20 protein-coding genes are annotated in these 20154 nt (G+C 75.2%); 10 read left to right on the top strand and 10 right to left on the bottom strand.

The window, feature by feature from the left end; translation table 11 throughout:
* Window positions 1-64 precede the first annotated feature (64 nt).
* Complete coding sequence (locus FHX32_RS23570; RefSeq protein ID WP_167187281.1) at window positions 65-976, top strand: DNA glycosylase family protein; 912 nt, start codon at window positions 65-67, stop codon at window positions 974-976.
* A gap of 44 nt (window positions 977-1020) precedes the next feature.
* Here the strand turns inward: FHX32_RS23570 and FHX32_RS23575 are convergent, their stop codons facing one another.
* Window positions 1021-1530, bottom strand: a complete 510-nt coding sequence (locus FHX32_RS23575; RefSeq protein ID WP_167187284.1) for a DUF1990 domain-containing protein — start codon at window positions 1528-1530, stop codon at window positions 1021-1023.
* Between the two features lie 82 nt (window positions 1531-1612).
* Entirely contained in the window at window positions 1613-1825 is a 213-nt protein-coding gene (locus FHX32_RS23580) for a hypothetical protein (RefSeq protein WP_167187287.1), read from the bottom strand.
* 136 nt (window positions 1826-1961) lie between these two features.
* Between FHX32_RS23580 and FHX32_RS23585 the strand changes: the two genes are divergently transcribed.
* Together FHX32_RS23585 and FHX32_RS23590 are read left to right on the top strand one after the other, a co-directional pair.
* Complete coding sequence (locus tag FHX32_RS23585) at window positions 1962-3074, top strand: ATP-dependent DNA ligase (RefSeq protein ID WP_167187290.1); 1113 nt, start codon at window positions 1962-1964, stop codon at window positions 3072-3074.
* Window positions 3075-3128: 54 nt separating this feature from the next.
* Window positions 3129-4691, top strand: coding sequence for an alpha/beta hydrolase (locus tag FHX32_RS23590; RefSeq protein WP_486481342.1), 1563 nt, complete (start codon window positions 3129-3131; stop codon window positions 4689-4691).
* Here the strand turns inward: FHX32_RS23590 and FHX32_RS23595 are convergent.
* Window positions 4618-5130 carry a potassium channel family protein gene (locus tag FHX32_RS23595; protein WP_167187296.1) on the bottom strand — a complete coding sequence of 171 codons (513 nt, stop codon included), beginning with the start codon at window positions 5128-5130 and terminating at the stop codon, window positions 4618-4620. The genes FHX32_RS23590 and FHX32_RS23595 overlap by 74 nt on opposite strands.
* Window positions 5131-5204: 74 nt before the next feature.
* Here FHX32_RS23595 and FHX32_RS23600 point away from each other — a divergent pair, with 74 nt between their 5' ends.
* The gene (locus FHX32_RS23600) at window positions 5205-5657 is read left to right on the top strand and encodes a GNAT family N-acetyltransferase (protein WP_167187299.1); all 453 of its coding nucleotides are present in this window, start codon (window positions 5205-5207) and stop codon (window positions 5655-5657) included.
* Between the two features lie 99 nt (window positions 5658-5756).
* On the top strand, window positions 5757-6290 hold the full coding sequence (locus tag FHX32_RS23605; RefSeq protein WP_167187303.1) for a hypothetical protein: 534 nt from the start codon (window positions 5757-5759) through the stop codon (window positions 6288-6290).
* Between the two features lie 103 nt (window positions 6291-6393).
* On the opposite strand, the gene FHX32_RS23610 is transcribed toward FHX32_RS23605, so the two are convergent.
* From FHX32_RS23610 to FHX32_RS23625, 4 genes are all read right to left on the bottom strand, one after another.
* Window positions 6394-7125, bottom strand: coding sequence for an ABC transporter ATP-binding protein (locus FHX32_RS23610; RefSeq protein WP_167187307.1), 732 nt, complete (start codon window positions 7123-7125; stop codon window positions 6394-6396).
* A 76-nt stretch (window positions 7126-7201) separates the two neighbouring features.
* Window positions 7202-8197: an ATP-binding cassette domain-containing protein gene (locus FHX32_RS23615; protein WP_167187309.1), complete on the bottom strand. Its 996-nt coding sequence runs from the start codon at window positions 8195-8197 to the stop codon at window positions 7202-7204.
* Between the two features lies 1 nt (window position 8198).
* Window positions 8199-10907: an FtsX-like permease family protein gene (locus FHX32_RS23620; protein WP_167187313.1), complete on the bottom strand. Its 2709-nt coding sequence runs from the start codon at window positions 10905-10907 to the stop codon at window positions 8199-8201.
* Between the two features lie 43 nt (window positions 10908-10950).
* Entirely contained in the window at window positions 10951-14154 is a 3204-nt protein-coding gene (locus FHX32_RS23625; RefSeq protein WP_167187316.1) for an ABC transporter permease, read from the bottom strand.
* A gap of 335 nt (window positions 14155-14489) precedes the next feature.
* Between FHX32_RS23625 and FHX32_RS23630 the strand changes: the two genes are divergently transcribed.
* Window positions 14490-14633, top strand: a complete 144-nt coding sequence (locus tag FHX32_RS23630) for a hypothetical protein (protein ID WP_167187319.1) — start codon at window positions 14490-14492, stop codon at window positions 14631-14633.
* A gap of 122 nt (window positions 14634-14755) precedes the next feature.
* Here FHX32_RS23630 and ligD read toward each other — a convergent pair whose 3' ends face one another.
* On the bottom strand, window positions 14756-15781 hold the full coding sequence (ligD, locus tag FHX32_RS23635; RefSeq protein WP_167187322.1) for a non-homologous end-joining DNA ligase: 1026 nt from the start codon (window positions 15779-15781) through the stop codon (window positions 14756-14758).
* Window positions 15782-15828: 47 nt separating this feature from the next.
* On the opposite strand from ligD, the gene msrB reads away from it, so the two are divergent.
* Window positions 15829-16233, top strand: coding sequence for a peptide-methionine (R)-S-oxide reductase MsrB (gene msrB, locus FHX32_RS23640; protein WP_167187325.1), 405 nt, complete (start codon window positions 15829-15831; stop codon window positions 16231-16233).
* Between the two features lie 75 nt (window positions 16234-16308).
* Here the strand turns inward: msrB and FHX32_RS23645 are convergent, their stop codons facing one another.
* Window positions 16309-16962 (bottom strand): DUF305 domain-containing protein, encoded by a 654-nt coding sequence (locus tag FHX32_RS23645; protein WP_486481287.1) that lies wholly within the window; start codon window positions 16960-16962, stop codon window positions 16309-16311.
* Entirely contained in the window at window positions 16947-17693 is a 747-nt protein-coding gene (locus FHX32_RS23650; protein ID WP_167187328.1) for a lytic polysaccharide monooxygenase, read from the bottom strand. The genes FHX32_RS23645 and FHX32_RS23650 overlap by 16 nt, the downstream gene beginning before the upstream one ends.
* A gap of 347 nt (window positions 17694-18040) precedes the next feature.
* Here FHX32_RS23650 and FHX32_RS23655 point away from each other — a divergent pair, with 347 nt between their 5' ends.
* The 3 genes from FHX32_RS23655 to FHX32_RS23665 all read left to right on the top strand — a co-directional run bounded on the left by FHX32_RS23655 (window position 18041) and on the right by FHX32_RS23665 (window position 20106).
* Complete coding sequence (locus FHX32_RS23655; RefSeq protein WP_088995293.1) at window positions 18041-18301, top strand: Prokaryotic metallothionein; 261 nt, start codon at window positions 18041-18043, stop codon at window positions 18299-18301.
* Window positions 18302-18468: 167 nt separating this feature from the next.
* Entirely contained in the window at window positions 18469-18924 is a 456-nt protein-coding gene (locus tag FHX32_RS23660; protein WP_167187331.1) for a GNAT family N-acetyltransferase, read from the top strand.
* Between the two features lie 114 nt (window positions 18925-19038).
* On the top strand, window positions 19039-20106 hold the full coding sequence (locus tag FHX32_RS23665) for a lytic polysaccharide monooxygenase (protein WP_167187335.1): 1068 nt from the start codon (window positions 19039-19041) through the stop codon (window positions 20104-20106).
* Window positions 20107-20154: the final 48 nt, after the last annotated feature.

Raw genomic sequence — 20154 nt, forward strand, 5'->3', positions numbered from 1 at the left:
CGCCGACGCCACGCGCGTCGGCGGTGTCGTGTGTCACCCGGACCGCCCGTGACAGCATGTCCCGGTGACCGAACCCACCGCGCGCCGGGCGCTGCGCCCACCGGCCGGCTACCGGCTGGCCGCGTCGGTGCGGGCGCTCACCTTCAGCCCGTACGACCCGTGCGCCCGGATCGCGGACGGCACCCTCTGGTGGGCCACCCGCACCCCGGCCGGGCCGGCCACCCTGTCCCTGCGCCCGGCCGCGGGCGAACTGGTCGCCGAGGGGTACGGCGCCGGCGCCGACTGGCTGGTGGACCGGGCGGACGCAATCGCCGGGCTGCGCGACGACCTCACCGGTTTCGCCGCCCTCGCCGCCGCCCACCCGGTGGTGGCCCGGCTGGCCGCGCAGCACCGGGGCCTGCGGATGCCGGCCACCGGGCTGGTCTTCCCCCGGCTGCTGCGGGCGGTCTTCGAGCAGAAGGTGACCGGCAAGGAGGCCTACCGGGCGTACGCGGCGACGGTGCGCCACTTCGGCGAGCCGGCCCCCGGGCCGCTGCCGCTGCTGCTGCCCCCGGAACCGGCCGCCGTCGCGGCCACCCCCTACTGGGTGTTCCACCCGTTCGGGGTGGAGCAGCGCCGGGCCGAGACGCTGCGCCGCGCGGCCGCCGCCGCGGACCGGTTGCAGCGCTGCGCGGACGCCGCCGAGGCCACCCGCCGGCTCACCGCGATCGCCGGCATCGGCCCGTGGACCGCCGCCGAGGTGGTCCGGGTCGCGTACGGCGACCCGGACGCGGTCAGCGTCGGCGACTACCACATCCCGAACACGGTGGCCTGGGCGCTCGCCGGGGAGCCGCGGGGCGACGACGCCCGGATGCTGGCCCTGCTGGAGCCGTTCCGCGGCCACCGGGGCCGGGTCTGCGTACTGCTGGAGGCCGCCGGAGTCCAGGCGCCGAAGTTCGGTCCCCGCGCCCCGATCCGCTCCTTCGCCCGGTTCTGACGGCCGGTCCGCCGGCCGGTGCGGACGGCGGCGGCCGATCCGTCCTATCCGGGTGGGCGGGCGCAGAGCCGGCGCAGGGTGCGCCCCAGCCACCAGGCGTACCCGTGCTGGAAGAGCCGGCCGGCCGGGCCGGCCGCGCGCATGACGAACCCGCCCGGCCGGCTGAACGCCACCACCTCGAACCAGACCCGGCCGGCGGCGTCGCGGCCGACCACGAACGCCTCCTCGCCCCGCGCCGGGTGCCCGGGCAGCGTGCCGTACCCGAAGCCGGCCCGGTCCGCGTCGTCGACGGCCCAGACCACCTGGCACGGCGCGGCCAACCGCAGCGGACCGACGCCCAGCCGGGAGACGACCCGCACCCCGGGCTCGGCCCGGGCGGCGTCGGTGTCCATCCGGATCCCGGCGGACCGGTGCAGGCGCCAGGAGAGCACGGCCGCGCCGGCGGCGGCGAAACAGCCGTCCGGCAGCCGGACCCGGTGCCGCACGTGCCGCCAGCCGTCCGGCAGCCGGCCGTCGCGGGTGGCGCCGACGTGCGGATAGGTCAGTGCCGGCACGCGCACCCCCAGGCTCGACGGATCACCGCCAGCCTACGGGTGGGCGGGAGACGAAGCGCCCGCGTGCCGGGCACGGGCCGGCTCAGGCCGCCTCGTGCAGATCGGCCAGACCGAGCGGGGTACGTCGGCGCAGCAGCTCCTCCAGTTCGGCCACCGAACCGACCTCGCCGAGCACGTTCTTGCCGCCGCCGAACTGCCGCGGATAGCGGTGCACCAGCCGGTAGCGGTACCGGCCTCGGACCAACTCGACGGTCACCCGCCAGCGACCACAACACCCGCAGACCCACTCGGACACCCCGCGAAAGTAGCTCTGAGCTGCGGTTATCCGATTCGGCCGGCGGGGCGGAAGGGGGACGGGGGCGGACACGCCGCCCGCGTACCGGCGGTGATCTGCCTCACCGTTGTCGGTGCCGTCTGGTTGACTGGTCGCCGTGGAGCTGCCGATCAATCCGCCGGTCGAGCCGATGCTGGCCAAGAGCGTCCCGAAGATCCCCACCGCCGCCGGGATGACCTACGAACCGAAGTGGGACGGCTTCCGGTGCATCGTCTTCCGCGACGGCGACGAGGTCGAGCTGGCCAGCCGCGGCGGCAAGACGATGACCCGCTACTTCCCGGAGGTGGTCGAGCAGGCCCGGCGGCAGCTGCCCGAGCGGTGCGCGGTCGACGGCGAGCTGATCGTGATCCGCCGCGACGGCCCGGGCGGCCAGCCCCGGCTCGACTTCGAGCTGCTGGCCCAGCGCATCCACCCGGCCGCCTCCCGGGTGAAGCTGCTGGCCGAGACCACCCCGGCCGACTTCGTCGCCTTCGACCTGCTCGCGCTCGGCGACGAGACGCTGCTCGACCAGCCCTACCCGCAGCGGCGGGCCCGGCTGGAGGCCGCGCTGGCCGGGGTGCGTCCGCCGGTGCACGTCACCCAGATCACCACCGACCCGGACACCGCGCACCGGTGGTTCGACGTCTTCGAGGGCGCCGGCCTGGACGGGCTGATCGCCAAGCCGGCCGACCTGCCGTACGAGCCGGGCAAGCGGCTGATGTTCAAGGTCAAGCACGCCCGCACGGCCGACGTGGTGGTGGCGGGGTTCCGCTGGCACAAGTCCGGCCCGGTGGTCGGCTCGCTGCTGCTCGGCCTCTACGACGACGCCGGCGTGCTGCACCACGTCGGGGTGAGCGCGTCGTTCACCATGGCCCGGCGGGCCGAGCTGCTGGACGAGCTGGCGCCCTACCGGGACGCCGGCGCCGACCACCCGTGGGTGCACGGCGACCACGAGCGGGGCCAGCGGATCCCCGGCGGGGTCAGCCGGTGGACCGGCACGAAGAACCTGGAGTGGGAGCCGCTGCGCCCCGACCTGGTCGTCGAGGTCGGCTACGACGCGATGGAGGGTGACCGGTTCCGGCACACCGCCCAGTTCGTCCGCTGGCGGCCCGACCGCGACCCCCGCTCCTGCGGCTACGACCAGCTCGACCGTCCGGTCCGGTTCGACGTGGACCAGGTGCTGCGTGGCGACCCGGCGGCGATCGTCGGGTCCGCCGCGGGCTCCGCGTAGCCTGGCCGTCGACCCGATCACGGAGGCTCGCTCGTGACCCGCACTTCCGACCGGATCCGCCGGTTCCGGCTCACCCTGGCCGGGCTGGCCGGGGCCGCGCTGATCGCCGCCGGCTGCACCCTTCCGGCGCTCGCGCCGCGGACGGACACCGACGGCGAGGCCGCCGCACCGGGCACCGCGCCGACCTGGCGGGCCTGCCCGGAAGTGGCCGAGGAGTTGGTCGGGCGGGGCGCCCCGGGCATGCGCTACGAGTGCGCCCGGATCGCGGTGCCGCGCAACTGGGGCACCGGCACCGGGGCCACCGCCGGTCCGGGCGTCGGCGAGACCTTCGAGATCGCGCTGCTGCGGGCCCGCTCCAGCAAGCAGCGCGACCGGATCGGTTCGCTGGTGGTCAACCCGGGCGGCCCCGGCGGCTCCGGCGTGGACACCGCCGTCTACCTCTCCTTCGGCCCGGCCTTCGGCGGCCTGCCGGCCTCGGTGACCGACCGCTTCGACATCGTCGGCTTCGACCCGCGCGGGGTGGCCCGGTCCAGCCCGGTGAAGTGCATCTCCGACGCCGACCTGGACGCCAGCTTCGGCTACGACCCCGATCCGGAGAGCCAGCCGGCGTTCGACGGGTTCGTGGCGCTCAGCCAGCGGATCGGGCGCGGCTGCGGCGAACGCTACGGCGACCAGTTGCCGCTCTACGGCACCGAGCAGGCCGCCCGGGACATGGACGCGGTGCGCGCCGCCGTCGGCGACGACAAGCTGACCTACCTCGGCTACTCCTACGGCACCCTGCTCGGCGCCACGTACGCGCAGCTCTACCCGCAGCGGGTGCGCGCCCTGGTGCTGGACGGCGCGGTCGACCCGAAGCTGGGCCTGATCGCCGGCTCGGAGAGCCAGGCCAAGGGCTTCGAGCGGGCGTTCGACAACTTCACCCGGTGGTGCGCCGCGAACGCCGGCCGCTGCCCGATCGCCCCGGACGCCCGGGCCGCGGTCACCTCGGCGATCGACAAGGCGCGGGTCTCCCCGGCGCGGGGCGCCGACGGGCGGGAGGCGACCCCGGGCTGGGTCTTCTACTCGGTGATCTCCTCGCTCTACACCGAGTCCGGGTGGCAGGAGCTGGCCCGGGCGATCGAGCGGCTCGAGGGCGGCGACCCGGAACAGGTGTTCCGCCTCGCCGACGCGTACGCCGGCCGCGAGGACGACGGGCGCTACACAAACCTCTTCGACGCCAACCTGGCGGTGAACTGCGCCGACGAGGAGGAGAAGCCGAGCCGGGAGCGGATCCGCCAGTTGCAGTCGCAGTGGCGGGAGAAGTACCCGCTGTTCGGTCCGGCGCTCGCCGTCGGCATGCTCTCCTGCACCGAGTGGCCCGGTGGCCGCGACCCGTATCCGACGGGTCGGGCCGACGGGGCGCCGCCGATCGTGGTGGTCGGCACCACCGGCGACCCGGCGACGCCGTACGAGCAGACCGGGGCGCTGGCCACGATGCTCGGGGTGGGCCGGGTGCTGACCTGGGAGGGTGAGGGGCACACCGCCTACCCGCAGACCGCCTGCATCACCGCTGCCGTCGACGCCTACCTGATCGACCTGACCGTTCCCCGGGCGGGGCTGCGCTGCCCGGCCCGCTGACCGGGCGCTCCGCCGGCAGGTCCGGCAGCTCGATGCCGTGCCGGGTGGCGATCTCCTCCAGCAACGCCCGCATCCGGCGTACGTCGGCCTTGAGCTGCTCCTGCTCCTCGTGCTCGAAGGCGTCGTCGTCGACGATGAGCTGGCTGGCGAAGTGCGCGGTGATCAGCGGGATGACCAGCAGCACCATGGTGGAGATGAGCAGCGCGGCCAGGGTGCGGCCGGCCCAGCTGGTGGGTGAGATGTCGCCGTAGCCGACGGTGGAGGCGGTCACCACCGCCCACCAGACGGCGTCGGCGGGGCTACGGTTCTCCACCTCGCCGTAGATGATACCGGCCACCACGATCATCAGCAGGTACGAGGTGATCAGCGTCCGGGGCGAGTTGGCGAACCAGACCAGCCCCTGGTAGATCCACCGGAACGGCAGCAGCAGGGCGTCCATGTCGCATCATGCTGCCCGGTGCCGGCAACCGGTGCCCACTCATCGGCCCAGGTCGCTGTGCCACGCTCACTGGCATGAGCGACGTGATCTTCCGTGAGGCGGTCCGGGCCGATCTGCCCGCGATCGTCGCCCTGCTCGCCGACGACGTGCTCGGCAAGGCGCGCGACCACGCCGAGGTGGACGCGGCGTACGAGAAGGCGTTCGCCGACATCACCGCCGACCCGCGCAACCAGCTGATCGTGGCCGACGCCGGCGGTGAGCTGCTCGGCTGCATGCAGTTGACCTACATCCCCGGGCTCGGCCGGCACGGCGCCGAACGGCAGCTGATCGAGTCGGTGCGGGTCCGCTCCGACCGGCGCGGCCAGGGACTCGGCCGGACGATGATGACCTGGGCGATCGACCAGGCGAAGCGGCGGGGCTGCGCGCTGGTGCAGCTCACCACCGCCAAGACCCGGCACGACGCGCACCGCTTCTACCTGGGCCTCGGCTTCGTCGCCAGCCACGAGGGCATGAAGTTGCCGCTCTGACGGCTCCCCCGCGGCGGGGAGCCGGGTCCCCCGGCGGCGGGGTGTCCGGCCCGCCCCGGCCGGCCAGGCTGGAATGGTCGCCGAGGAACGGAGTCCGTCATGACCAGCGCAACCGCCATCGCCGCCGCCCCGTCCCGCCACAGCAGGGACGGACGACCGGCACCCCGGTGGGCGGTGCGGACCGCCCACCTGATCCCCCTGCTCACCCTCCCGTCCGGGTTGTGGCGCATCGCGCTGGTGGCCGGCGTACCGCTGGGCACGGTGGGCGTGGACGAGCCGATCCGGGGGTGGCTGGCCGTCTACATCGTGTCGCTGAGCGTGCTCTCCGAGGCGCTCGCACTGCTCTCACTCGGACTGGTCCGGCCGTGGGGCGAGACCTTCCCGCGCTGGCTGCCGCTGGTCGGCGGCCGGCGGGTGCCGCCGCCGTTCGCCGTCACCGCAGCCACCGCGGGCGCCGTCGCGCTCATCCTGATCTGGGGGTACGCCGCGGTGAACCTGGTGCTGCGCGACCTGACGGGCTTCACGCCGGGCGGGTTCGCGCTGATGGTGGCCTGCTACGCACCGCTGCTGCTCTGGGGGCCGCTGCTGCTCGCCCTCACCGCGGCCTACCACCGGCGCCGCTGCCGGGCCTGAGACCGGACGGCACCGGGCTGCGCGGTCATGGTCGCGGTCGACGGAGCGCCGGACCGGGCCCGACGGCGGGTTCGCACCGCCCCAGGTGCGAACCCGCCGGGGCTCAGCCGTCGACCAGGTGGCCGTCGCGCAGGGTGAGGACCCGGTCGGCCAGGTCGATCAGGGCGGGGTCGTGCGTGGCGACCAGGGCGGTCATCCCCCGGGCGTGCACCACCGCGCGCAGCAGGTCCATGATGGACCGGCCGGTCTCCGAGTCGAGCTGACCGGTGGGCTCGTCGGCGATCAGCAGGTCCGGCTCGTTGGCCAGGGCCCGGGCCACCGCCACCCGCTGCTGCTGGCCGCCGGAGAGCTCGTACGGCCGCTGCGCCGCGTGCCCGCCGAGGCCGACCATCTCCAGCAGCACGGCCACCCGCTCCTCCCGCTCCGCCGCCGGCACCCGGGCCAGCCGCAGCGGCACCCCGACGTTCTCCGCGGCGGAGAGAATCGGCACCAGCCCGAAGGTCTGGAAGACGAACCCGATGGTGCCCCGGCGCAGCTCCAGCAGCTCCCGCTCGCCGGCGCTGGTCACCTCGTGCCCGGCCACCACCACCCGGCCGGCGTTCGGCCGGTCCAGCCCGCCGACCAGGTTCAACAGCGTGGTCTTGCCGGCGCCGGAGCGACCCCGGACGGCGACCAGCTCGCCCCGCTCGGCCCGGAACGAGACGTCCCGGACGGCGTGTACGGCGTGCTCGCCGCGCCCGAAGGTCCGGCTGAGCCCCGCCACCCGGACCACCTCGTCGGTGGCCACCGCGCTCGCGCCGGCCGCCAGACCCCGCACCACGACATCCTCGCTCATGCCGGCACTCCGCTCCGCTCCGTGCCGCCGTGAGGCACCACCGCGCTCAGCCTGATGATTCGCTCGCATCGGTCGCTCATGCCCCCGCCTCCCGCTCGTCCCGGGCACGGTCGCCCGGGCGTACCTCCACGTGGTCCGGCTCCAGGTTGAGCCGGACCCGGTCGCGCAGCGACAGCGCCTCGACGAACGGCGCCGGCAGCTGCATCCGGCCGGACCGGTCGAGCACCGCGTACTCCTCGGCGACCAGTTCGGTGTTGCCGTCGGCGCCGACCCGCGCGGTCCGGCGTACCTCCGAGGCGGTCCGGCCGTCGCGGATCGCGACGGTCCGGCGGACCTGCTCGGCCACGGCGTGGTCGTGGGTGACCACGACGATGGTCACGCCCAGTTCGGCGTTGATGGTCCGCAGCGCGCCGAACACCTCGGCGCCGGTCGCCTCGTCCAGCTCGCCGGTCGGCTCGTCGGCGAAGAGCACCTCCGGGTCGTTGGCCACCGCCACCGCCACCGCGCAGCGCTGCTGCTCGCCGCCGCTGAGCTGGCCCGGCCGGCGGTCGGCGCAGTACCCGACGCCCACCATGTCGAGCAGCTCACGGGCCCGCTGCCGGCGGGCCCGCCGGCCACCGCGTCCCGCCAGCTGCATCGGCAGCTCGACGTTCTCCAGCGCGGTCAGGTACGGCAGCAGATTGCGGCCGGTCTGCTGCCAGACGAACCCGACCATCTGCCGCCGGTAGCTCAGCCGCCGGCGGGCGGAGAGGTCGAGCAGGTCGTAGTCGCCGACCCGGGCGATGCCGGCGGTCGGGGTGTCCAGCCCGGAGAGGATGTTCAGCAGGGTGGACTTGCCGGAGCCGGACGCGCCCACGATCGCCACCAGCTCGCCCCGGTCGATCACCAGGTCCAGCCCCTGCAGGGCGACCACCTCGACGCCCTCGGTCTTGAAGATGCGCACCAGGCCGTCACAGACGATGTGCCCGCGCAGCCGGTGCCGGCCGCCGGCCCGCTCGGCCGCGCGCTCGGCGGCCCGCGCCTGGAGGGCGGCCAGGTCCGGCACCATCGGAGTCTGGGCGGTAGCGGTCATCTCAACTCTCCTCTCCGAGCCGGAGCACCTCACCGAGGCGCAGCCGGCGGTTGTTCAGGGTCTCGACGGCGACCGCGAAGCCGAGCGCGACGGCCCCGAGCACGACGACCCCGGCGACCAGGCCGGGCTCGAACGCCACCGTGACCGGCGCGCCGCTGGTGAAGGTGGACAGGTTGAGCCGCGGGGTGAGCAGCAGCGGCAGCAGCGCCCCGACCAGCGCGCCGGTGAGCACCGACGCGCCCACCAGCGGCGCCAGTTCGACCAGCAGCAGGCCCCGCCACTGCCGGCGGGACAGCCCGAGGGTGCGCAGCCGGGACAGCACCTGCCCGCGGGCCCGGGCGCCGGCCAGCACGCAGAACGCGACGGCGAGCAGGCCGAGCACCGTGCCGCCGGCCGCGCCCGCGACGAACCCGAACACCAGCACCCCGTTGGCCCCGCCCTCGCCCACCTGGCGACGGACGTCCGCCCAGGTGAGCACCGCAACGCCGCGCGGCCGTTCGCCGCCGGTCACCGCACCGCCGGTCTGGTAGCGGTTCTGGCCCTCGTCGCCGGCCCGGCGCAGCGCCTCGGCGTCGAGGCCGTCACCGGCCACGAGGAAACCGGTCGGCACCGGGTCGTAGTCGCGGCGCGGCAGCGACTGCCACGGCAGGATGACGAACCGGCTGTTGGTCGGCCGGAGCAGCGGGAAGCTCTCCGTCCGGTCGGCGACCCGGAACTCGTACCGCTGGCCCTGCACGGTGACGAAGGCGGAGTCGGCCAGCCCGGCCTCGGCCAGGTCCGCGGCGACCGCCGGGGAGACCACGGCGGGCAGCGGGCCGTCCTGGCCGGCCGGGGCGAGCAGCGCCGCGGGCACCGTCACGTCGACGCCGGCCGACCGGGTGAGCCGGTCCAGAGCCGGCCCGTCCACCAGCAGCACCGTCGCCGCGTCCATCCGGGCCTCGGTGCCGACCGCGTCCGTCGCCGGCCGCTGCGCCGGCTCGTCCAGCACCGGGGCGGTGGCCCGCACACCGGGCAGCCGCTCCAGTTCGGCGCCGGTGTCCGGCGCGAGCCGGTCGCCGCGGATCAGCGCGTCGCCGGGCACGGTCCGGTCGGCGACCCGGTCGCGGCTGGCCTCGATGCCGGCGGCGACCACCGCGCAGAACGCCGCGGTCGCGATGGCCAGCACCACGACGATCAGCGGGGCGGCCACCACCGACCGGCCGGCCCGCGCGGTGCCGAGGAACGCGACGCTGCCCCGGGTCCGCGCGGCGAGCCGGCTGACCAGCCGCAGTGGCCACGGGTACGCGCGCAGCGTCAGCACCGCCGCGGCGACCGCGAGCAGCACCGGGACCGACACCAGCAGCGGGTCGACCGCGCCGGGGGTCAGCCCCCGGCGCACCAGCAGCACGGTGGCCAGCGCGGCCAGCGCCAGGACGGACACCTCGACCGTGAGCCGGCGGGCGGACGGGCGCGCCCGGATCAGGTCGCGACGATCCGGACCGCCGACCGGGGCGACCAGCGTGGCCACCGGCAGCACCAGGGTGAGCAGCGCGGCCGTCCCGACGGCGAGCGGCAGGGTGCCGCTGGGCTCACCCGGGACGAGCGTGCCGAGCAGCCAGCCCGCCGCCGCTGCCGCCGGTATGACCAGCAGCGACTCGGCCAGGCTGCGCCGGGCGCCGGCGGCCGCCGAGCCGCCCCGGGCGCGCAGCAGGCTGAACTCCTCCCGCCGTCGACGGGTGCTCAGCGCGGCGGCCAGCGCCACCAGCCCGGCCAGGGTGGCCAGCACCCCGGCAGCGATCACCGCGAGCAGCGTACGGGCGGCGTTCAGCGCGGCGGCGAAATCCCGCAGCGGGATGTCGAACCCCTGCACGAGGCTCCGCCGCGGCGGCGTCTCCCGCTTCATCTGCTCGATGCTGTCGATCAGCTGGTCCAGCTTCCGGGCGTCGACGCCCTCGGCGCCCATCCGGTAGCGCCAGCTGAACCGCAGCGGCATCCCGGCCACCGCCTGGCTGTCCAGCGCGGCGGCGCTGACCAGACCGACGGCGACGAACGGCTGGGCGTCGCCGGGCGGCTCCACCACCTCCAGCGCGGACGGCAGATTGTCCCAGATCCCGTCGGACCGGTCGATCGGCTCGAACAGCCCCACCACTGTCAACGGCAGCCGCGGCGAGGTGTCCCCCGGCCTTCCGGTGGCCATGTTCAGCCGGCTACCTACGCTCAGGTTCAGCCGCCGGGCGACGTCGGTGTTCAACGCCACCTGCACCGGCTGGCCGGGCCCCCACCGCTCCTCCGGCCAGCGGCCCTCGGTCAGCCGGGCCGCCTCCGGCACGCCGGGCACCGTCCGCAGCGCGAGGTGGACGAGGAGGTTCTTCGCCGCCAGGTGTGGACCGGTCACCCGTAGCTGCTCGGACTCGGCGACGTACCAGCGCTGCGCCACCGCGTTCCGCACGTCGGGCGGCATGCCGGCCTGCAGCGTGTCCAGCTCCTGCTCGAACGCCTGGGCCAGCGAGGTCGCGCCGGTGGCGGGGGTGAGCGGCTCGGTGCTGTAGGTCAGGTCCCGGATCGCCGCCGGCTGGTTGGCCAGGTGTTCCCGCAGGCCCTGCTCGGCGAGCCGGTTCACCACCCGGGGCACCCCACTGATCAGCAGCGAGACGACCAGGGTCAACATCGCCAGCAGCAGGAACTGCCCGCCGTGGGCCCGGACCCGGCGGATGGCCGCGCCGATGCTCATCGCGCCGTCTCCCCGCACTCGCTGGTCAGTCTGTTCCGCCCGGTCACCGCTCTCCCCCGATCCGCAGTTGCGCCGCCGCCACCCGCTGCCGGATGCCGAGGGCGATGAACACGCTGAAGGCCAGCGCCGCCAGCAGCAGGCCGACCGCGGTCGCCCCGATCGGCGCCCAGTGCAGCGCGAACGCCGCCTCGGGCACCGGCCGGCCGCCGGCCGGCGTGAGGATGACCAGCGGGGCCATCGTCGCGCCGACCGCCGCGCCGAGCAGCAGGCCGACGCCGACGCCGATGCCGGCCAGGAAGGTCTGCTCGGCCAGCAGCGCCCGGGCCAGCAGCCGCGGGCTCGCGCCGAGGGTGTGCAGCACGGCGAACTCGGACAACCGGTGCCGTGCGGTGGCCCAGACGTCCACCACCAGGCCGACCAGCGCGAGCAGCACCGAGCCGAGCGCGGCGGCCAGCAGCCCGGTCCGGGCGCCCTGCCAGTACGGGTCGCGGGCCGCCTCCGCGGCCACCTCGCGCCGGTCGAGGACGGTGGCGCCGGGCAGCTCGGCGGCGGCCCGGGCCGCCGCGTCGTGCCCGCCGGCGGTGGTGCTCACCCACCATTCCGGCACCGGACGCACCGCGCCCTGCTCGCGGATCAGCCAGTCCATCGCCGCGGGCAGGTCGAGCAGCACGCCGGCACCGGCGGCGGACGGCAGCGCGTCCACCTCGCCGACCAGGATGATCGGCACCGACACGCCGGAGAGGGCGAGGGTGTAGGTGTCCCCCTCGCGCAGGCTCAGCGCCTCCCGGACGGCCGGGGTCATCAGCGCCGGCACCGGGGGGTTGTCGTCATCGGGCACGACGGCGAACCGGGACGGCGGCTGGAAGGCGAACCGGCCACCGGCGAGGTATTCGACCCCGTGCTCGGCGGTCAGCCCGGTCGGCGTCACCGACGCGGGACCGCGGTCGCCCAGCAGCCCGCTGGTGGCCGCCCAGGTGCCGGCCAGCTCCGCCGGGCGCGCCGTGCCGTCGGCCCCGACCAGCTTCAGGTCATCGACCACCAGCCCGTACGACCGGCCCGCCGCATCGCCACCGTCGGCCTCGAAGCCGGCCAGCCGAAGGGCGCCGCCGGTCTCCGGCAGCTCGACGGTGAACGGGACGGCCCGACCGTCGCTGCCGGCGGTGGCCACCGGCAGCCGGAAGGCCAGCCCGTCACCCTGGCTCAGCAGGACCGACACGGCAATCTGGTGCGGGCGCACCGCCTTCTGGACGGGGGTGCTGACGGTCCCGGTGAGCTGCCGGGTGCCGGCGGGCAGCTCGACCCCGGCCGGGGCGGCCCGCCGGCTGACCAGCCGGTCGTACAGCGCCGGCGGCGGGACGTCGGCGAGCCGCTCGTCGAGCCGCATCACGTCGGCCGCGGCGGCCGCGTCCACGGCCACCACGGTCACCGGCAGGTCGTCCCGGCCGACGCGCACCTCGTCCCGCCAGGCCGGCAGCGTCCGGTCGGTGCCGGCCAGCGCCGCGATCTCCCCGGCGCGCCGCCCGGTGGCCTCGACCGGCACCCCGCCGGTCCGCTCCACCACCCGCAGGTCGGCACCGACCGTGTGGTCGGCCTGGTCGAGGTGGGACCGCTCGCCGGTGGCGACCAGCGACCAGGCGAGGGTGCTGCCGCCGACGGCGAGGGCGAGCAGCAGCACCGGCCCGGCGTGCGGGCGGCGGCCGGCCTGCCACATGCCGAACATGGTCGCCGTCCACAGCTTGCGGTCGATGAACCGTTCGGCGAACCGGGTGGCCGGCGGGAGCAGCCGCAACGCGACCACCGCGCCGGCCAGCACGCCGAGCGTCGGCGCGGCGACCAGCAGCGGGTCGAGCCCGAGCCGGCCGGCGGCGCCGGCCAGCGGGGACGAGTACTGGCGCAGCTGCACCCAGGCCAGCACGGCGAGCGCGACCAGCGCCAGGTCGAGGCTGGCCCGCTGCACGGTGGCGGAGCGGGCGGGCCGGGACAGGGCGGCCATGTCGGCCACGTACGTGCCGGCGCCGCGCAGGGTCGGGGCGACCATGGCCACCAGGCACCCGGCGGCCGCCGCGGACGCCGCCGCCCAGACCAGCGTGCCGCCGCCACCGGTGGTGCTCAGCTCGGCCGGCCCGCCGGTGCCCACCAGCCGCAGCGCCTCGCCGGCCAGCAGCGGCCCGAGCAGGGCGGCCGGGAGGACGACCAGGGTCGCCTCGCGGGCGGCGAGGCCGGCCAACTGCCGGCGCGCGGCGCCCCGGGCGCGCAGCAGCGCGGTCTGGCCCCGCCGGTCCTCGTGCAGCAGCGCGGCGACCAGCACCAGCGCGTACCCGCCGAGGACCACGATCAGCAGCAGCGGGGTGGCCAGCGCGGAGCGGCCCACCAGGTCGGCCCGGCTGATCCGGTCGATCAGCCGCTCCATCGACGTGACGGTGCGGGCGGAGGAGCCGAGGTCGGCCGCCTCGGGCACCTCGGCCACCGCCTCGGTCATCGCCTTGCGCAGCTCGGGCAGGCGGCCGATGCCGGCCGCCACGAGGTCCGGCTGGACCACCCAGGACGCGGAGACCGAGCCCGGGAAGATCGTCTCGAAGTCGGCCCGGTCCAGCACGAACGGCCCGTACGAGCTGCCGGAGTCGGCGATGCTGCCGGCGCCCACCCCGGGGGCCAGCTGCCAGTACGGGTCGGTGGTGTCGCGCGGTCGCCAGGTGCCGGCGAGCACCACCTCGCTGGACCGTTCGGTGGCCCGGTCGCGCAGCGGCACCCGGGCGCCCGGCGTGAGGCCCAGCGCGCCGGCGACCTTCTCGGGCAGCGTCACCTGCGCCGGCACCGCCCCGGCGGTGGGCCAGGCGCCGCCGGTGAGGTCCGCGTGGGCGGGCAGGTCGTCCAGCGTGGCGAGGTTGGCGAAGATCGGGTCGTCGGTCCGGACCACCGGGCCGAGGTCGCCGGTGAGTTCCCGGCCGGTGCCGTAGCGGGCCCCGGTGACCACGAACGGGGCGTCGCCGAGGGCGGCGGCGAAACCGTCCCGGATGGCCCGGTCGCGGGTGGCGAACTCGGCGACGTCCTTGCCGCCGGAGCCGGTCACCAGCAGGCTGCGCTCCTCCATGGGCGCCCGCGCGAGCAGGGCCTGCTGCCCCGCCTCGACCGCCCGGCGGCTGTAGTCGGAGAGCCCGGTGACCAACGCGACCGCGACCAGTGCCGCCACCACGGCGGCGGCCAGCAGACCCCGCGCCGCCCGGGCCCGCCTCCACACCAGCTTCATCCGACGCCCTCCCCTGGCCCCCGTCGGGCCGACGAACAGCTAAAGCGGCGACGGGTGGGGAAAGGTTCGCGGCCGTTACTTGATCGTTACCCGACGCTCCCGGCCGGGCACGGCGCGCGGGCGCTGCCTTGATCCACCCGAGGTGCGGCATCCCGGGCTGTCGCCGGCCCCGGGACGCCCCGACCTGCCGCGACCCGAGGTGACCACCCCGGCGGGATTCCCACCATGTCGCCGATCTGGCGGTATCGGCCCTGGGTGGATACCGCCACCTCGGCGGTGCGGAGGGGACCGAAGGCCACGCCGGGCGCTGGCACCGGAGTGCTTCGATCGGCGGCGTGGAGGCTCCCCTCACCGTCCTGCTGGTGGCCGTCGTCGCGCGGGGCGACAAGATCAAGGCGATCGCCGCGTATCGGAAGGCGACCGGCGCCGACCTCCGCTCGGCCAAGGCGGCCGTCGAGGCGATCAGCGGCCCCCGCTGAGAGCCCTCCGGGCCCAGGTGTGAGCGATCCTTGATCGGATGATGGTCAGCAGGTCGTGAAGCGGTGATCCGGCCTGCTCACCATCAGACGATCATGAGTGGGCGCAGCGGCGGTCGCGGGGGTCAGCGGGGGCGGTCGCGGTCCTTGGAGGGTTGGACGCGCTTCGGCTCGCCGGGCATCTTGGGGTGGTCGGGCGGGTAGGGCATGTCGCCCTGGCCCGCGGCGGCGTCCCGCTCGGCCCACTCCAGCAGCGGGGTGATGTCCCACGCCGCGTCGTCGATACCGGCGTGCGGGTCGCCCCGCTCCGCCAGCCGGGCCGGCACGGTACGCAGGTCGAAGTCGTCCGGGTCGACGTCGGGCAGCTCGTCCCAGCCGACCGGGGTGGAGACGGTCGCCCTCGCGTTGGCCCGCAGCGAGTAGGCGCAGGCGATGGTGCGGTCCCGGGCCATCTGGTTGAAGTCGACGAAGACCCGGGTGCCGCGCTCCTCCTTCCACCACGCGGTGGTGACCAGGTCCGGCCGGCGGCGTTCCAGCTCGCGGGCCAGCGCGATGGTGGCCCGGCGCACCTCGACGAACGTCCAGCGCGGCTGGATCCGCAGGTAGACGTGCACTCCCCGGCCACCGGAGGTCTTCGGCCAGCCGGTGGCGCCCAGCTCGTCGAGGATCGCGCGCAGCTCACCCGCGGCGGCGGCCGCGTCGGCGAAGTCGGTGCCGGGCTGGGGATCGAGGTCGACGCGCAGCTCGTCGGGGCGGTCGACGTCGGCCGCGCGGACCGGCCACGGATGGAACACGACGGTGCCCATCTGCGCGGCCCAGGCCACGTGGGCCAGGTCGGCCGGGCAGAGTTCGGCGGCCTTCCGCCCGCTCGGGAAGCTGATCTCGGCGGTCGCCACCCACGGCGGTACGCCCCGGGCGGGCACCCGCTTCTGGAAGAACATCTCGCCCTCGATGCCCTCGGGGAAGCGTTGCAGCGTGGTCGGTCGGTCGCGCAGGGCGCGCATGATCCCGTCGCCGACCCCGAGGTAGTAGTGGAAGACGTCCGCCTTGGTGAACCCACGCTGCGGGAAGATGACCCGGTCGGGGCTGGTCAGCCGGACGGTGTGCCCGGCCACGTCGAACTCTTCGGCCGCTGCCTTCGTGCCACCCATTGCGCGACCATATGCCACCGGTCCGACGACCGACGTACCGTTGGCGGGTGAGTCTCGACGACACCGAACTGCCCCGCACCGAGGACGAGTGGCGGGTCCGGCTCAGCCCCGAGGAGTTCCGGGTGCTGCGCGAGGCCGGCACCGAGGCCCCGTGGACCGGCGAGTACGTGAACACTAAGACGCCGGGCGTCTACCACTGCCGGGCCTGCGGGCTGGAACTCTTCGCCAGCGACACCAAGTTCGACTCGCACTGCGGCTGGCCGAGCTTCGACGACGCCATCTCCGGCCGGGTCAAGGAGATCGAGGACCGCAGCCTCGGCATGGTCCGGACCGAGATCCGCTGTGCCCGCTGCGACAGCCACCTCGGGCACGTCTTCCGGGGCGAGGGCTTCACCCCGAAGGACACCCGGCACTGCGTCAACTCGGTCTCGATCCGGCTGGAACCGCGCTGACCGCCGGCCGGCGCGGGCCGGCCGACCGCTGAGGCGCCCATCCCGCCGCTCCCCGCCGTGGGTCGGGTGCCCGGCTCAGCGACCGGCGGCCGGCCGCCCCGCCATCAGCTCGACCTGGGCGGTGCGCGACTGCTCGACGCGCCGGGCGAGGTCGGCGACCTCCGGGGCGACCGCGGTCGCCCGGTGCGCCCGGGCGAGGTCGGCGGCCGCCTGCTGGTGCGCGGAGAGCACCTCGCGCAGCACCCGGTCGACTTCTGCCCCGGTGGCCGAGCGCAGTCGGTCCAGGTCGGCGGCGTCGGCGTGCCCGGCGTGGTCGTGCCGGCCGGCGGTCGCGGCCGGGTCGGCGGCACGCAGCCAGCCGCGCATGGTGGCCAGCTCGTCCGCCTCGGTCGCCTCGATCGCGGCGACCAGGGTGCGCAGCCCGCCGTCGGTCAACCGCTCCCGCACCAGCCGGACGATCTCCAGCGTCCGCTCGGTGTGCGCCACCATCATGGTCAGGAACACCACGTCGAGGCCGCGGACGGCGGCACTCGCCGTGCCGGCGGGCGCGGGGGCGCCCGCCGGTGGCGGCGCGGGGTCGGCGGCGCAGCCGGTGACCAGCAGCAGGCCGAGCAGCGCGGCGAGGCCCGCGGGGCGACGTCTGCCGGCGGCCCGGTCGCCCCGTCGGGCGGTGCCGGGTGCGGCGCACGCGGGCACGGGCCGCACCCGTACGGTCAGATCCGGGTCCACAGCGCCGGCACGTTCGGCGGTTCCCAGCCGGGCAGGGCGGTGTGCGCCTGCCGGCAGCGGTAGCTCTGCCCGTTGTAGGTGACCTGGTCACCGACCTGGTAGGCGCGACCGGCCGTCCAGCTGCCGCCCGGGGCGGGCGGGGTGGTGGGCGACGTCGGCGTCGGGGTGGGCGACGCGGTCGGCGGCGGGGTCGGCGTGGGGCTGGGCGTCGGGCCGCCACCGCCGCCGATCTGCAGATCCACGCAGGAGTAGAAGGCGTTGGCGGTGTCGGCGATGTTCCAGATCGCGAGGACCTTCTGCCGGCCGGAGTAGCCGCCCAGGTTGACGGTGTGCGACACGGTGGCGCCGGGCTGCTGCCCGCCACCGTTGAAGACGGCGATCCGGGTACCGCCGATGTAGTACTCCCAGTTGCTGGTGGCGTGCCGGGCGGTGTTGACCCAGGTGAAGGTCACCGAGCTGCCGACCGAGGTGGCCGGCCAGCCCCGGCTGTCGTCGTTGAGGACGGCGAAGTGGGCGATGTTGGCGTGGCAGTTGCGCAGCCCCTTCGGGCCCTCGACGCTCTGCGGCTCGTACTTGATCTGGCCGCAGTCCGGGACCCGGTTCTGCGCGCAGAGCGCCTGTCGGCTGGGTGGCGACGAGACGTAGCCGTGCGCCTGCGCGGGGGCGGCGACGGCGAGCGAGGACACGACGGCGCCCGCCGCCACGAGCGGGACGGTGATTCTTCGACGCATGCTGGCAACTCCCTCGGCTCGGGCCTGCGGTGGTGTGCCAACAACGTAAATTAAACCTTGTTAACAGTAAAGACTCCTGTCTATAAAATCATCGACATCACTCAACTTCTGACCAGCCGTGGCGGGGCGGCTCCGCCGGGTGAGAGTCAGAGCCACAACAACCCGCCCCGCTCGTCGACCTCGCCGGCGGAGTCGTCGTCGAGCCCACACGTCGCCGGTGGCGAGCTACCAAATCCCGACACGCCGGGGGTGACACGCCGCCGGCCGGGCCCCGTCGGCCCGTTTCGTCCCCCCGGCCCGGCCGGTGCCGCAGGCTGGAGGAAACGTTCCGTTCGGAGGGATCTGTCGTGGCAACCTGCGAGGTCTGCGGTAACGACTACTGGATGGCGTTCGAGGTGCGGACGGTCAGCGGCGACGTGCACACCTTCGACTGCTTCGAGTGTGCGGCGCACAAGCTCGCCCCGATCTGCGAGCACTGCCAGATCAAGATCATCGGCCACGGCGTGGAGGTTTCCGGCCGCTTCTTCTGCTGCGCACACTGCGCCCGCGCCGAGGAGGGCGCCCAGGGCGCCGAGATCCGCGACGCCGTCGGCGCCCGCCCCGCCTGACCCCCGCCACCCCGCACCCGCCGCACAGGCCACACGCCGCACGCGGTGCTCGTGATCGTGCGCTGAACAGCAGGGCGACCCGCCGGGCCGGCCCTGCGTGCGATCAGACGACCAGCGGCTCCGCCCACGGGAGCCGGCGTCGGGCGGGGCGGAACTAGGATCGCGGGATGCCGTCGTTGAGTATCGAGGTCCGGGTCGCCCGGTTCGCCGACCTGGACGCCCGCACCTTCCACGACCTGCTGAGGCTGCGCATCGACGTCTTCGTGGTCGAGCAGCGGTGCCCGTACCCGGAACTCGACGGTCGGGACGTCGAGCCCGGCACCCGGCACCTCTGGCTGGAGCACGACGGCGTGCCGCTGGCGTACCTGCGGATCCTGGCCGACCCGGGCGGCGCGGCCCGGATCGGCCGGGTGGTGGTGGCGCCGGAGGCCCGCCGCGGCGGCCACGCCGGCCGGCTGATGGCCGCGGCGCTCGCCGAGGTCGGCGACCGGCCGTGCGTGCTGGAGGCGCAGTCACACCTGGTCGACTTCTACGCCCGGCACGGCTTCACGGTCAGCGGGGCGGAGTACGTCGAGGACGGCATCCCGCACACCCCCATGCGGCGGGAGCCGATTGACGACTGACGATCGATGTGGCAGCCTGCCGGGCAGAGCCACACGGGAGCCACGCGAGCGCCGGGAGGGGCAACTCCCGGCCGTCCGGGCGTCGTCGTCCGATCTCTGCCCTGGGGGCTCCCCTTGTCCACTCAGCTCCGACAACCACGCGTCCTGTGGCTGCTCGCCGTCGCGGCGGCCGCCGTCCTCCTGCTGACCACGGCGCTGGCCAACCCGGTCGCCGCGCACGGCTCCGTGGTCGACCCCGCCTCCCGCAACTACGGCTGCTGGCAGCGCTGGGGCGGCGACTTCCAGAATCCCCGGATGGCCACCGAGGACCCGATGTGCTGGCAGGCCTGGCAGGCCAACCCGAACGCCATGTGGAACTGGAACGGCCTGTTCCGCGAGGGCGTCGCCGGCAACCACCAGGCGGCCATCCCGAACGGCCAGTTGTGCAGCGGCGGCCGCACCGAGGGCGGGCGGTACGACGCGCTCGACACGGTCGGTGCCTGGAAGACCGCCCCGGTGGCGAACAGCTTCCGGGTCCGCCTGTACGACCAGGCCAGCCACGGCGCCGACTACATCCGGGTGTACGTGACCCGGCAGGGCTTCGACGCGCTCACCGAACCGCTCGGCTGGGACGACCTGGAACTGGTGGGCCAGATCGGCAACACCCCGGCGTCGCAGTGGAAGCCGGAAACCAACGGCGTCTCCATCGAGATCCCGGCGAACGCGCCGGGTCGCACCGGCCGGCACATCGTGTACACCATCTGGCAGGCCAGCCACCTCGACCAGTCGTACTACCTGTGCAGCGACGTCGACTTCTCCGGTGGCGGCGGGCCCACCACCCCGCCGCCGACCACGCCGCCGCCGACCACGCCGCCGCCGAGCACCCCGCCGCCGGCCGGCGCGTGCACGGCGACGTACCGGGTCACCGGGCAGTGGGCCGGCGGCTTCCAGGGCGAGGTGCAGGTGACCAACGGCGGGTCGCCGATCAGCGGCTGGTCGGTGACCTGGACGTACGCCGACGGCCAGCAGGTCAGTTCGGCGTGGAACGCCACGGTCAGCACCAGCGGGAACCGGATCGTCGCGCGCAACGTCGGTTACAACGGCAGCCTCGGCGCCGGGGCGAGCACCACGTTCGGCTTCATCGGCTCGTGGAACGGCAGCAGCAACACCGCGCCGATGCTCACCTGCACGACGAGCGGCTGATCCCCGGCCGGGGCCGCGTCCCCCTGCCTCCGGACGCGGCCCCGGCCG

This window comes from Micromonospora sp. CNZ280 (genome assembly GCF_011759515.1).

Coding starts and splice junctions, on each gene's coding strand:
- FHX32_RS23595 (WP_167187296.1), bottom strand. CDS start 5,130: ATGGACGCCCTGCTGCTGCCGTTCCGGTGGATCTACCAGGGGCTGGTC.
- FHX32_RS23600 (WP_167187299.1), top strand. CDS start 5,205: ATGAGCGACGTGATCTTCCGTGAGGCGGTCCGGGCCGATCTGCCCGCG.
- FHX32_RS23605 (WP_167187303.1), top strand. CDS start 5,757: ATGACCAGCGCAACCGCCATCGCCGCCGCCCCGTCCCGCCACAGCAGG.
- FHX32_RS23610 (WP_167187307.1), bottom strand. CDS start 7,125: ATGAGCGAGGATGTCGTGGTGCGGGGTCTGGCGGCCGGCGCGAGCGCG.
- FHX32_RS23615 (WP_167187309.1), bottom strand. CDS start 8,197: ATGACCGCTACCGCCCAGACTCCGATGGTGCCGGACCTGGCCGCCCTC.
- FHX32_RS23620 (WP_167187313.1), bottom strand. CDS start 10,907: ATGAGCATCGGCGCGGCCATCCGCCGGGTCCGGGCCCACGGCGGGCAG.
- FHX32_RS23625 (WP_167187316.1), bottom strand. CDS start 14,154: ATGAAGCTGGTGTGGAGGCGGGCCCGGGCGGCGCGGGGTCTGCTGGCC.
- ligD (WP_167187322.1), bottom strand. CDS start 15,781: ATGGGTGGCACGAAGGCAGCGGCCGAAGAGTTCGACGTGGCCGGGCAC.
- FHX32_RS23650 (WP_167187328.1), bottom strand. CDS start 17,693: ATGCGTCGAAGAATCACCGTCCCGCTCGTGGCGGCGGGCGCCGTCGTG.
- FHX32_RS23660 (WP_167187331.1), top strand. CDS start 18,469: ATGCCGTCGTTGAGTATCGAGGTCCGGGTCGCCCGGTTCGCCGACCTG.